This window comes from Paenibacillus solisilvae (genome assembly GCF_042656405.1).
Lineage (GTDB): Bacteria > Bacillota > Bacilli > Paenibacillales > Paenibacillaceae > Paenibacillus_Z > Paenibacillus_Z solisilvae.
Genome location: NZ_JBHSOW010000015.1, coordinates 127,534 through 140,918, shown reverse-complemented (window position 1 = coordinate 140,918; position 13,385 = coordinate 127,534). Strand labels below are relative to the sequence as shown.

General features: G+C 48.9%; 11 protein-coding genes. 8 read left to right on the top strand and 3 right to left on the bottom strand.

The annotated features are described in order from the left end of the window. Positions 1–565: 565 nt before the first annotated feature. A complete protein-coding gene (locus ACFPYJ_RS03410) occupies positions 566–1,744 on the bottom strand; it encodes a cytochrome P450 (protein WP_379186819.1) in 1,179 nt (392 codons plus the stop codon). 287 nt (positions 1,745–2,031) lie between these two features. Between ACFPYJ_RS03410 and ACFPYJ_RS03405 the strand changes: the two genes are divergently transcribed. After that, positions 2,032–2,460 carry a MarR family winged helix-turn-helix transcriptional regulator gene (locus ACFPYJ_RS03405; RefSeq protein ID WP_379186631.1) on the top strand — a complete coding sequence of 143 codons (429 nt, stop codon included), beginning with the start codon at positions 2,032–2,034 and terminating at the stop codon, positions 2,458–2,460. A gap of 73 nt (positions 2,461–2,533) precedes the next feature. Here ACFPYJ_RS03405 and ACFPYJ_RS03400 read toward each other — a convergent pair whose 3' ends face one another. Further along, positions 2,534–3,403 (bottom strand): hypothetical protein, encoded by an 870-nt coding sequence (locus ACFPYJ_RS03400; RefSeq protein WP_379186630.1) that lies wholly within the window; start codon positions 3,401–3,403, stop codon positions 2,534–2,536. Between the two features lie 57 nt (positions 3,404–3,460). Between ACFPYJ_RS03400 and ACFPYJ_RS03395 the strand changes: the two genes are divergently transcribed. The 6 genes from ACFPYJ_RS03395 to ACFPYJ_RS03370 all read left to right on the top strand — a co-directional run bounded on the left by ACFPYJ_RS03395 (position 3,461) and on the right by ACFPYJ_RS03370 (position 9,465). Continuing rightward, positions 3,461–4,114: a response regulator transcription factor gene (locus ACFPYJ_RS03395; RefSeq protein WP_379186629.1), complete on the top strand. Its 654-nt coding sequence runs from the start codon at positions 3,461–3,463 to the stop codon at positions 4,112–4,114. Between the two features lie 22 nt (positions 4,115–4,136). Then, positions 4,137–5,246, top strand: a complete 1,110-nt coding sequence (locus ACFPYJ_RS03390) for a sensor histidine kinase (RefSeq protein WP_379186628.1) — start codon at positions 4,137–4,139, stop codon at positions 5,244–5,246. A gap of 143 nt (positions 5,247–5,389) precedes the next feature. After that, positions 5,390–6,325 carry an ABC transporter ATP-binding protein gene (locus ACFPYJ_RS03385; RefSeq protein WP_379186627.1) on the top strand — a complete coding sequence of 312 codons (936 nt, stop codon included), beginning with the start codon at positions 5,390–5,392 and terminating at the stop codon, positions 6,323–6,325. Positions 6,326–6,352: 27 nt separating this feature from the next. Beyond that, positions 6,353–7,477, top strand: coding sequence for an ABC transporter permease (locus ACFPYJ_RS03380; RefSeq protein WP_379186626.1), 1,125 nt, complete (start codon positions 6,353–6,355; stop codon positions 7,475–7,477). Between the two features lie 3 nt (positions 7,478–7,480). After that, complete coding sequence (locus ACFPYJ_RS03375) at positions 7,481–8,629, top strand: ABC transporter permease (protein WP_379186818.1); 1,149 nt, start codon at positions 7,481–7,483, stop codon at positions 8,627–8,629. Positions 8,630–8,859: 230 nt separating this feature from the next. Next, positions 8,860–9,465 carry a hypothetical protein gene (locus ACFPYJ_RS03370; protein ID WP_379186625.1) on the top strand — a complete coding sequence of 202 codons (606 nt, stop codon included), beginning with the start codon at positions 8,860–8,862 and terminating at the stop codon, positions 9,463–9,465. A gap of 119 nt (positions 9,466–9,584) precedes the next feature. On the opposite strand, the gene ACFPYJ_RS03365 is transcribed toward ACFPYJ_RS03370, so the two are convergent. Beyond that, positions 9,585–12,503, bottom strand: a complete 2,919-nt coding sequence (locus ACFPYJ_RS03365; RefSeq protein WP_379186624.1) for an MMPL family transporter — start codon at positions 12,501–12,503, stop codon at positions 9,585–9,587. 277 nt (positions 12,504–12,780) lie between these two features. Between ACFPYJ_RS03365 and ACFPYJ_RS03360 the strand changes: the two genes are divergently transcribed. Next, positions 12,781–13,362 carry a TetR/AcrR family transcriptional regulator gene (locus ACFPYJ_RS03360; protein WP_379186623.1) on the top strand — a complete coding sequence of 194 codons (582 nt, stop codon included), beginning with the start codon at positions 12,781–12,783 and terminating at the stop codon, positions 13,360–13,362. Positions 13,363–13,385 lie beyond the last annotated feature (23 nt).

The window sequence follows — 13,385 nt, the reverse complement described above, 5'->3', positions numbered from 1 at the left end:
TGCTTGATTGCGTGCTGTTTGATTGCATGTTGCTTTTGCATGTTCGGCTTAAGCGGCATGCGCATCTATACTGGATTTTTACATCTATTTCTTGCTTTAGACGTTCAAAATAGCGCTATACTGGAAATTTCCAGTTAAATAAGCCGAATTGAGCTCTTTAAGGCTCATTTGGGGCGATTTAACTGTATGGATTGCAGTATAGAGGCAGCCTCAAGCGGATGGCACTTTTTTAACTGTATGAATTCCAGTATAGGTAGGTCAGGTGCTAACCGACATCTTTCTGCACCCCGCACAGCTCCCAGCGTGCGGCGGGGCGACGATACTTGATGGCGGTCAACCCATATGCCACACGGGTTGGAAGAGAAGATGATACCGAGACTGTCCCATAAGTCATCACAGTTGGCTCATGGATAGCCCCACTTAGAAAAATGGCTGTACAGGTTTGATGACCACCTGTACAGCCATTTTTTATAAGAGAGATAAACTAGGGTGTGATTGTCTTGATTTTATCCCTTTTGAAGCAGCCCTTCTCTCATTGAAGCAGCCTTTCTCTCATTGCCTGCCTTTATAGAATTTCAGCGCGAAACTTCAATGATTCGTACCCTCGGAATATGATGTTCGGCCGCCACACGGGCTCCTCGATTAATTCAGGATGAATGACCCGCTTCATGAGCTTCTCAAATGCAATGATGCCCTCCAGCCTTGCAAGGGGAGCGCCCAAACAGAAATGAGGACCGGCGGCGAAGGATAAATGTTTGACAGTCTTACGGGTAATATCAAATTTGTCGGGATCGCTGATTACCGAAGGATCCCGGTTAGCACCGGCAAGTGCAAGCATGATATCTTGTCCCTTGTACAGCAGCTGGCCGGCAAACTCCATATCCTCTGACACCATCCTGCTTGTCATAAGGACTGGGGGCTCATACCGTAATATCTCTTCTACTGCGTTAGGGGCCAGTTGAATATTTGAGCAAAGGGCGTCATACATGGGAGGATGCTGAAGCAGCAAACGGTAGCCGTTTGTTATCAGATTCGCAGTTGTTTCATGCCCTGCAATCATAAGCAGCAAACAGGTTGCAACCATTTCATCTGTATTCAGCTGATCGCCGCTCTCTTCCGATGCGATCAAGCCGCTGATCAGATCTTCCCGAGGAGATGATCGGCGTAAAGCAATCAATTGTTCGAAGTAAATTCTCGAGTCATTGATATCCTTGGATAACAACTCTAACTCTTCCATGCTTGGATTAAAGTCGATGAACCGAATGAACGCATCAGACCATTGCCGGAAGAAATCACGATCCTCCTTAGGGACGCCGAGAAGCTCCGCAATAACTAATACAGGCAGCAGATAGGAGAAATCGCGAATCAGCTCATGCTCCGTGCTGCTTCTCCTATCATCAAGCAGGTGATCGGCTATACTTTCAATTGTCGGTCTTAGTTTGTCCACCATCCGCGGCGTGAATGCTTTGTTAACCAAATTTCGCAGCCGGGTATGATCAGGAGCATCCCGAAACAGCATCATGTTATGCATCAGCTGCATTACGGGGGCAATACGCTCGGAATACACTGGCAGACGCTCTGGAGATATAGCCCTGCCAGCTTCCTTAACAAATCTGGAATCCTTCAGAATAGCTTCCACTTCTTTGTAGCCTGTCGCAAGCCAAGTGGTTACACCCAGCAGCTCGTGCCAAAGAATAGGATGCTGCGCTCGTGCCGCTGCGAATTCAGAATACGGGTTATTAATGTAATGGTTTGTATCTAAAGCAGTTATAAGTTAATGTCACCACCCTTAATGATTATACAGATATAGTTCTGTATTTGTTAAAATACTCCTTTATTTCAATCATTTTGCCAGCTTAACGAAATGAATACGGCTTCCGCAGGCAGCTCCTACACAGCACGATGATGAAGGTTTGATCTTTCTCCGTACGTGATAAATGACTGACAATTTCACAATTGCATGTGTTGACAAGATCATTGCAATGTTTTATATTTGTTGTACATACAAAATAAACAAAAGGAGGTTGCATAATGGATGAAACTTTCCTTAACAGCTGCTTGTTTTTTACTGCGAACCGTTTAGGCCGGGCGATTACGAAGGTGGCAGAAGAAGAATTTGCCCCAACCGGTCTGACGCCCATGTATGGATATTTGATCCGCTTAGTCAATGACAATCCTGGTATCACTCAGAAGGAGTTATCCGAGAACCTTAGCATCACTCCTTCAACGTTAACCCGTTTTATTGATAAATTGGAAGGCAAGCAGCTGGTACAGCGGCAAGTGCTGGGCAAGACCGTGCTGGTTCATCCAACTGACAAAGGAAAAGAACTGGAAGGTACAATTCGCCAGGCATCCAAGAATCTTAAACTCAGATACGAGACCATTCTCGGCGCTGAAGCCGCAAGGAAGTTATCTGCAGATATAGAATTGACTAGCGCTCAAATAGAGAAAAATTTTTGATTCTATATTGTATGAGCTTATCGAGTAGGGATGAATTACCAGACGCCATATATGATTAGTGGAGTACGGGAGGTCAGTCATGAACAGCTGGAGCGGCATGCTGCCGATTATGCCGAAGGATGAATAAAAGCTGCTTCAGGAGTTTAATTGAACGCCATAAACCGGAATGAACCGGATGGATAGGCCAGTACGAGCGGCTGTATCCATCCGGTTTTTGCGATTTACCAGGCGAGCGTGCTTTCAGTTTGAGCGATATCTCTTCCAGCAAGGCTGGATCAATCTGTTCTTGGCTTGCGAACACCATGATACCACCGTAAGTCGTATAGCGGTAATTGAATCTGCCGTTTTGCGCAGCATCGCCCTGATCAAGAAACTGCATAATATCGCCTTCTGCCACGGAGTTATCGGCCCATTTGAAATCAAAGCCAGGCGCTGATGATAAAGGCAGCAGATTCTTCGGAACAGTGACTGATAATGCATTGCCGATGACCTTGTATTCGGCTTGACCGGCTGTTTCCCAGGTCCAGTCATTGTTCGTGCTGCGTTCGATGCTCAATTTTCCGTTATTTCGCGAGCGGTTAATGATGTAATCATGACCTTCCCAGCCGGTTGCGTCGTCCTGATCCGCATTGATGATCAGGTTCATCCAGTTTGTTCCCTCCGGAGCAGTGATCGGTTCCTTCGTTCTGACGTAGAAGAACCGGTTCTTTTTGTCTGAGCTGACTTTTGCGTATTCCATGTCGTTTGCTTCCGCTGTATTCGTATAATTAAATTTGCCAGCGAAGGAAGGACTGTCCCGATGAACGGTATCGCCAAGTGTATCGCGGTATTCCGGTCCGACGGCGTTCCAGACTTCCAGCTCCTCGTTGGACTTGACCTGACCGAATGCGGCCGGAATCGGTCTGGTTTGGTAGTAGTAATTGTCTGTAAATCCACCCTTCATCGGCTCGATATCGCAGCTGAAATCATGTAAAATAATGACACAAAGGAGCGTGCTTTCATGAAGATCAGAGTACTGATTGCGGACGATAATTCGTTTATACGCGAAGGTATGCGGATCATTCTGAATACCTTTCAAGAATTCGAGGTCCTGGATACGGTCGGGGACGGTAAGGAGGCCGTTGATTATTGCAAGGCAAACGAGGTTGATGTTGCCCTGCTCGATGTTCGAATGCCTACGATGAACGGGGTCGAAGCAACGAAGCTGATTACAGAGCAGACCAAGACGAAGCCGCTTATTTTGACCACATTTGATGATGATGAATATATTCTGGATGCGATCCGGTTTGGCGCCAAGGGCTATCTGCTTAAGAACAACGATCCGGAGCGGATCCGCGATGCGATTAAGAGTGTACACAGCGGGAATAACGTGCTTCAGGATGTGGTGCTGGATAAGTTGAAAACGACAATGGATGGGATGGCAGTCAAAGGCTCCGCTGCGTTCGAAAGTCCTATTGACCGCACGCCTTTCACGGAGCGGGAGCTCGAAGTGATGTCGCTTATTGCCAAGGGCTTCTCAAACAAGGAAATTTCCAAGGAGCTGTTTATATCGGAGGGGACGACAGCGAACTATATTACGTCTATTCTCAACAAGACCGCGCTTGAGCATCGAACACAGATCGCGATCTACTACCTGACGGGAAAAACCCGTTGACCGAAAGGATAAGGGGCTAGATATGGAATTATGGACGGTTGGCAATAAAATGGTTCTTTTGTTCTATGTCATAGCGGTCTCCTATATTACTGTCTCTCAGCCCTCCCCTTGGTTGGTCTTATACATTCTGATTTATATATCGCTCAATCTTACCGTACATATCGTGAAGAATTATGCTGTCAAGCAGGGAATCATCGTACTTATCATTATTTTCCTGATTGTTTGTTCAATCAGTGAAAGTCCGTATTTCATCCTTCTGCTGCCGCTCAGCTCCTATGAGATGGCCTCGTTCTATGAGGAAAGACAGCGATTCGTAATTCTCCCATTAATGATCCCACTGTTATTCATGCCACCATCGATGATGGTTTTCTATGCGTTTATTGCCGTGCTGAGCTTCTTTAACTTCATGCTGATCAGGCGTTACATGGCCAGAATGAACAAACAGGAGGATCAAATCGAACGGATGCGCAGCAGCCAGCAGCAGCTGAGCAGGAAGCTAAATGAGAATCATGAGTTTATTCGAACCTCAGAATATATGGTGAAGCTGGAGGAGCGTAATCGGCTAGCGCAGGAAATCCACGACGGGATTGGTCATTCGATGACAGGCGCACTGATTCAGATGGAGGCCGCCAAGCGTCTGCTCACTGAGGATCCGGATGCCGCCGCGCAGCTTCTGCAGAACGCGATCGGAATTTCCAAGGAAGGCATAGAAGAAATCCGGTTGACGCTCAAGAATATGAAGCCTCCGGTAGAGCAGCTTGGATTCAGCCGGCTGAAGGCGGCGGTAGACAATTTCGGGGTTCAATCCGGTCTGCTGACAACGGTTGTGCATGAAGGCAATATGGAGATCATTACTCCGATCCAGTGGAAAATCATTCACGAGAACATTATAGAATCGCTTACCAACGCAGCTAAATATGCTAATGCCTCGTCCGTTCACGTTGAAGTGAGAGTTCTTAACCGCTTCATTAAAGCGGTCGTCTCTGATAATGGACAAGGTGCGGCTAAAATCGTTAAAGGCCTTGGGCTGATCGGAATGGAAGAGCGGACGGCTGCTGTGAATGGGACGGTTATAGCCGATGGCGACCAGGGCTTCATCGTCACTACGCTTATTCCATATGGGGGAACGTGAGAAATTTCATGTGCCCTCATAGCCTGAAGCTGCAAGATATGAATATTCTCATACGCAAAGGATGAACTTATGCACTGACATAAGGGCATCCTTTTTTCTTACAATAGGATTATCAAAGATGAGGGAAACGGAGTGAACAACCGATGAACGTATTGGATATTCGAAGTTTAACGAAGAAATTCGGCGATTTTATTGCAGTGGATAATGTATCTCTAACGATACGGGAAGGGGAAATATTCGGGTTTCTGGGAGCGAACGGCGCCGGGAAAAGCACAACGATCAACATGATTTCATCCCTGCTCGTACCTACGAGCGGCGAGATTCGTATATTGGATCGGGACATTACAAAGCATAGCCGCTTCGCCAAGCTTAATCTAGGTATTGTGCCTCAGGATTTAGCGATATACGAGGACATGACCGCTTATGAGAATGTGAGTTTTTTCGCTGGACTGTATGGAATTCGGGGGTCGGAGCTTAAGGAACGGACGGAGGAGGCGCTTGCGTTTGTCGGGCTTAGCGACAAGGCGAAGAGCTTCCCGAAGAATTTCTCGGGAGGTATGAAACGCCGGCTGAACATTGCTTGTGCGATCGCTCATAAGCCCAAGCTGATCATTATGGATGAACCGACTGTCGGAATTGATCCGCAGTCCCGTAATTATATCCTCACTTCCGTCCGCAAGCTGAATGAATCCGGCTGCACCATTATCTACACGAGCCACTATATGGAAGAAGTCGAGGAGATCTGCACGCGGATTGCGATTGTGGATCATGGCAAAATCATCGCTGAGGGAACCAAGGAGCAGCTAAAAGCGACGATTACCGATGTGAAGGATATCCGTCTGGAAATGAAATCCTCAGCAGGCACAGAGAGTGAGAGGTTAACCTCGATACCGGGTGTCCGCAAGGTTCTTCAGGAAGAGAACGTGATTTATATTCAAAGTGATGCAGCCGTTGACAACTTGAACCGGATTCTGAAGCAGTTAATGGCCGATGGAATGGAAATTCGCGCAGTTGAAGAACGCGAGCCGAATCTTGAATCGGTATTCCTGACATTGACCGGACGTAAGCTGCGAGATTAAGCGGATGCAAGAGAGGAGGATGTAGAAGTGAATATACTGCGGATAACGTTGAAGGAACTGAAAATTAATATTCGTGATAGTCGGACTTTTATATTCATGCTTTTATTTCCAATCGTGCTGATTCTGATCCTTGGCTTAACGCTGACCAATGCGTTCAATGGCAATGTCAGCTTCGGGGATATGAAGGTGCTGGTTCAGGATAACAGCAGTGTGGAGCTGTCCCAAGCCTTCTCTTCATTTGCCCGGGAAATGCGCAAGTCCGGCATTCTATTCGAGAAGCTTCAAGCAGGCACGGACGGCCGCAAGGAGGTAGAGGCTAACCGGTATACCGGGTTTGTCACCCTGACAGATAACAGTATCACCTTGTACGGGAGCAGCCGGACAATAATGGAGAGCAATATGGTGCAGGGTATGCTTGCTGCCTTCACGGATAAATATAACGCAGCAGCTGCAGTGGCCAAGAACGATCCGGACAAAGTCCAGCTTGTATTCGCCGGGGGCGGGGGGCACCAGAGATATATTAAAGAAACGTCCATTCAAGCCGACCGGACACCGCGCTCCATCGATTACTACGCGCTTGCGATGACGGTCATGATCGGGATGTGGAGCGCCATATCCGCAGGGTCGCTCATTCGTGGTGAAATCAACCGCGGCACAGCTGTAAGACTTATTGCGGCTCCAGTTCGCAAAAGTGATATTTTCATAGGTAAAGTGTTAGGCAATATTATCGTTAACATGCTCTGTATCTTCATTATCGTATTGTTCAGCAAATTCGTGTTCAAGGCTTATTGGGGCGAACATCTGTGGACGGTCATCCTTGTTTTACTGGCAGAGGTTGTAATGGCGGCCAGCTTAGGCCTTGCGGCGAGCTATCTCCTGAAGGGAAAAGCAGCAAGCGGCGTCATCATGATGATTGTGCAGATCACTTCAATGTTCGGCGGTGCCTATTTCCCTGTCGATGATGAAGGAGCCGGCTTCATGGGCTTTCTCGTTAAGATCTCGCCAATCCACTGGGGCAATCAAGCGCTGACGGCTATTATCTACGACAACCGGTTAACGGCAGCTTTGCCGGCAATTGGGCTATATCTGGGTTTAGGCGTGTTATTTCTCATTGCTTCGGCGACGATGATGCAGCGCAGGGAGGGATTATAAATGTTGAATGATATTTGGTTCCTGGTTTGGAGTACGATTCGTACTACATTTCGTAAACGTTCCAGCCTGATCTTGTATATCGGGCTTCCGATTGCCGGCATCCTGGTTTCTACACTTATATATGGATCACCCGGGCAAACGGAGCTGCGTATCGGTGTTGTGAACAAGGATCACTCGGAAATGCTTGCAGCAGATACCATTGGGTTCGTGAAAGGCTTGGCTCATACGACAATCGCAAATGTAACGGAAGCCGAGCTGAAGGAGCGGCTTGCCTCCAATCAGCTTGACAGCGGACTTGTGATCGGAGAAGGCTACTCTCAGAGCGTGCGGAGCGGTAATCCGGATCATATTACGATTCAATCGGTTAAAGGGGCTCAGGTGACTTCTTATATGAAGTCGATGCTCTATGGATATATCGATAACGTGACGGCTATTGGCAAAATAGCCGGGGGTGACGAGGCGAAGTTCAAGCAGCTGTACGACAGCTATCACAGGCCCGATTTCAAGCTCACTGCGCAAACCGTGAATGATACATCAAGCACGAAGGATATGTCGAATCAGTCCATCGGATTTCTGATCATGTTCATGATGACATCTGCTGTCAGTCTGTCAGAGCTTACGCTCAAGCACCGGGAGAATCGGACTTACTTTAGAATCATTTCTTCACCGATCAATGCGAGAGCTTATGTGCTGTCGAATGTGATCGTGAATCTGATGATCATGATGGTGCAGATTGTAGCAGCTATGTTCTTCATGACGGTCGTCTTCAAGCTGGATCCCGGCGTACCGGTGGCCACGATGGTTGGCATTCTGTCTCTCTTCGCGCTTGCATCGGTCAGCCTCTCGCTGGTTATTGTTGCTTTTGCCAAGAGCACTGCTGCAGCCGGAGCGCTTCAGAATTTAATTGTAACACCGACTTGTCTCCTGGCGGGCTGCTTCTTCCCGGTTGATGTTATGCCAGGCAGCATCCGCCGCGTTGCCGATTTCCTGCCGCAGAACTGGGTGCTGCAGTCGATCCATAAACTGCAGTCCGGCAGCAGTTTATCCGGCATTTGGTTTCATTTAGCGGTTTTGCTTGCCTTCGCAGCGGTCTTCTTCCTAATTGCCGCCTACAAATTCGGACGAAACAATGACACCAGAAACTTTGTATAATCCATAAGCTTACTCAGTTGACTGTACACCAGCTTGTAAAGGCAGGAATCCTCCTTGCGGGGAATTCTGCTTTTTTCTGCTTTAGTTATTGTCACGTTGAGAAAAAGCGGTTAAATTAATATAATCTACACCAAGCTTTGATTCTCCTTTTCTTTATTCGCATCTCCATGCGCCCTTGGCCGTGCTTGATGAACAACCGAACGTTTAGTACATAAAAGGAGTGAATCACAATGAGTGTTCAGCTGCAGCTTTCGGATATGGTTGCGAAGCTTCAAGAACGCAGACCCCTTCAGTCTTTAGCACCCGAGCAGGTTTGGGATGCTTCGCTGGAACAGGCGATCAGCACGATGGTTTTTCATCCTGAAGATGCCCGCCTGGAGAGAAGCAAAGAAATCATCGCGCTAAAAGCAGGGCTTCATCTGCTGAATGACAGCCTTGACCGGTCCCATTCCTATTCGCAGGAGATCGAGGATGACGCAACTGGCTGTTACTGGCATGGCATTATGCATCGCATGGAAGGCGATTATTCCAACGCCAACTACTGGTTTCACGGCGCAGGAGCCCATCCTGTGAAAAGCAGGCTTAATGCCAAAGTAGCCGACTGGCTGCAAAACGGCATCATCCTGGGAGAGCTTCCGGATAGTGCAATTCGGGATACGCTTGTCCATATGAAAGGGCAGCGTGCATGGAATCCGGGCGCATTCACCGACTTGATTCAGCAGCAAGTATCCGGCCAGGGCTCCGATGAAACGCGCAGTGCCCTTGAGTATATCCAGCATATCGAAATGCTTGAGCTGCTGGCTCATACGCTCAGCGCAGCAGAAATTAAGAGTTAACAAGCAATAAAGGCTGTTTCCCTCCGCATCAGATGCTAGAAACGCATCTGTATGGAGTGGAAACAGCCTTTTATTAGGTGTGGGATCTGCTTCTTCTATAAGCAGAATCTCAAGCCGGATTAGGTTTGTTTGGCAAGACGAGGAGACTTCTCTTCCTGGCTGCCCATTGCATCCTGAACCTGAACGGCTTCCCGTTTGCGGAAAGGCCACCAGTTCGCTTCACCGATCAGGTTGGCGAGCGCAGGAACAACGAGTCCCATGAATACGGTGGAGTACAAGACAAGACCGATGACGATACCCGCACCTATCTGAAGCAGTGTATTAACGCCGGATAACATAAGAGCTGCGAATGTGCCTCCCATAATGACCGCAGCTGAGATGATAACGCCGCCCGTCGTAGACATCGCTTTGGACATCGCGTAAGAGATTCCGCCCGGGCGATATTCTTCCTTGAAGCGCGCCATTAAGAAGATGCTGTAGTCAACGCCCAGCGCTACGATGATCAGGAAGACAAAGAAGGAGGCGCTCCAGGATAATCCCGGTTTTCCCGCGAGCTTCACGAAGATAAACTCGACTATTCCCATCGTAACCAGGTAATTAAAGCCTAGTGAAAGCAGCACGTACAGCGGCGCGAGAATCGAACGCAGCAGAATCATCAGTACAATGAATATGCCGATCAGTACGAATGATCCTGTACGGACAAAATCGCTTCGTGATATATCCTTCAATTCTTCGATCTGCGCGCTCGTGCCGCTGACATACACTTTTGGAGCTCGGATCGCCGATCCGTTCAGGCTTTGCTTGAGCATGCTCCGCAGCTGATCAACCGTGACGAGCGCTTCAGGAGAGTAAGGATTGACAGATAGCACGACATCCAGCTTTGCTGTCCTGCCATCTTTGGCAATGTAGTAGTCCAGAGCCTGCTGCAGCTCTGGACTATCCAGTGCAGCCTTCGGCAAATTCCACCCTGGAATTTGGCTGTCCCCGATTGCCTGCTCGGCTTCCTTGACCGAGGTAAGGCCCATCGATATATCAGTAAGTCCTTTGGCTCCATCCTTGAGGCCGGCGGTCAGCCGGGATAAGCCGGTGCCGAGCTTTGCCGTACCGTCGGCTGCTTGCGATTGGCCCTCTGCTAACTGCCCAAGCCCGCCTGACACCTTGGATACGGAAGGATTAATCTGCTTGAAGCTCTGTGCAACAGTTAAAGCCCCCTTGGACAGCTGGCTCAACCCGTCTGTAAGTCCCTGCTGCTTGCCGAGTAATTGCTTCATGGCCGCATCGTCCTTCAGTTCAGGATGAGCCTTCAGGAGCTTCTGCAAATCTGCAGCCATTGAGCTGCTCAGCTGTGAGCTTTGTGAGAGTCCCCCGGCCACCTTCGAAGCGCCATTAGAGGCAGATTGCAGACCTTGATAAACGTGATCCAGACCTTGCTTAGCTTCTTTAGTTCGGGATGCCATCGTGCGCAGGCCTGCCGTCAGCTGATTCATTTCGCTTTGACCATTCACGATCGAATCGCTGGCGGAAGTCAGGCCGTTCCCGATCTTATCCACGCCGTACTTCATCTGACCGATCGCGTCGGCGGTTTTCGTCAGCTGATTCGTGACAGTTAGATCTGCCAGCTTCTCCCCAAGCGGCCTTACAGCACTCCGAACCTCTTTGACGCCGTTAATCTTCGATAAGCTTGCGCTTGCGGATTCCAATGCGGCTAATGCTTCCGGTGTCCGCATCGATTCCGAGGAGGTAAGAGCGATCGATACAGGGAATACTTCGCCGGAACCAAAAGCATGCTCGACCTGGCGGAAGCCCTGCACCGAGCCGAAGCTTGGATTGATTTCCGCCAAATCATCGAATGAGCGTTTGCCATGGAACAGCAGAGTCAGCGGAGCAAGCAGAATAACCGTAACGAGCAGTACGGCTACCGGACGGCGGGCAGCCAGGGATGCCATGCCGCGCCAAAGCTTCGATTCCCCGTGGCCTTGACCGCTTTTCACTTTGGAAGGCCAGAAGGTGTCTTTGCCAAAAATCATCAGCAGTGCGGGTGTGAGCGTTATCCCTGCGATAAGTGTCACGGCAACGCCGATCGATACGCCTACAGCGGACTGATAAAGACCAAATTGGGCGAATCCGATCAAGAAGAAGGCAACGAACACCGTACTGGCCGAGAATGCGACCGTCTTGCCTACAGTGCGCATGGTGCGAACGAGCGCCTCGACTTTATCGTCGGTAAACTTAAGCTCCTCGCGGAATCGCTGAATCAATAGGATGCAGTAGTCGGTCCCGGCCCCGAACAGCACGGCGATGAGAAAGGATTCGGTAAAGGAAGAGACCGTCATGCCGTAGTTCGTAGCGAATGCCACGAGTCCCCTTGTGATGAGCAGAGATATACCGATGGTGATAAGCGGTATGAAGGGGGCGATAGGAGAGCGGAAGACGATAAGCAAAATGACAAGCACGAGACCTACGGTGAGAAGCTCCGTCTTTGCTAATCCTTCTTCTGAGCTTTCTTGAAAGTCCTTTCCGATCGGTGCGCTGCCAGTCAGAGATACTTTGCTGCCAGCGGGAGCGCCTAACACATCATCCGCCAGTTTATCGACCGCTTCCAGAGTCATCGCATCGTTATCTGCACGCTCAAATCCAACGATGACCATTTCAGTCGTTCCATCTTTACTGCGGAATTTCGTGGCCAGCTCCGGCGTCCCGTAAGCGGATTGAACGGATTTGATGCCATCCTTCCCGGCTAGCTCTGACAGCGCCGCCGCTTTGCCCTTCAGCCATTCATGGTCCTGACCGGTTAATCCGGCATCACGGGAATAGACAATAATGGCGCTGGATTTGGTTGTCGTCTTGGGATCGATTTGCGCCATGATCTGTTTGGCTTCAACCGATTCGGAATCAGCTGGTATGAACTTCTGTTCGGTCTTTCTTACAATGGCCTGCAGATCAGGCAGACCCAACATCGCCGCGACCGCTATAGCAAGCCAGGCAATCAGCACAACCCACTTCAGCTTGGCTAAACCGCGAATAAAACGTTCCGTCATCGGTCGTTCCTCCCCTTGCAATAAATGTAATCATCTACGAATAGTTATAGCCGATCGGCAGCAGAAAAGTCAATAATATTGAACTCGTGGTCATAATTATTTATGTGAATTTTTGTTGAACAAACAAAGTAAGTCTTGCGTTCAGGAAATCAGTCTGTCGATTATTGGTTTAATATTATACTGGCGGTCATATTATATTTACGAGCGGGCCGTCCCTATGCTAAAATGAAATTAAAAAGGAACGGCTGACAGCGGAGAAAAGGTGGGAATTATCCGAATGAAGCGCGAGCAGAAGAAGGAACAAACACGAATACGGATCAAAGAAGCCGCGCTCTCTTTGTTTGCCGAGCAGGGCTTCGAGACGACAACCATCGAACAGATTGCGAAGCTCGCGGGCGTTGCCAAAGGAACTTTTTTCAACTATTTCACGTCCAAGGATGAGCTCATCTGTGATCTGCAGGGGGTATTCGTCATGAATGAAATCGTGAAGCTCAAGGACAAGCCGGGACCGCTGATTCCGCGGATGCAGGTGGTTGTATTCTCGCTTGTGCAGCAGTTTCCTCTTAACAAACCGGTGACCCGCGCGCTTTTTCAGGCGATTTTCAGAAGCGGGCCAGCTCTTGAGAGACATAACAAATTACTTAATGAGCTTATGAATGTGCTTATTCCGCTTATTGAGCAGGGACAGGAGAACGGGGAGCTGCGGAAGGATATGCCTGCGGCCATGATCGCACAGCTTTCTCTTCAGACGTATTTCGGAGCCTTGATCGTATGGTCAATGGATGATCAGGATGATCCGATAACCGATCAGATGGCGCTTACTTTTGATCTATTCTTCAAAGGGATTACAGTACAGTAAAGAGTGAGGGAATACCTTAAGTT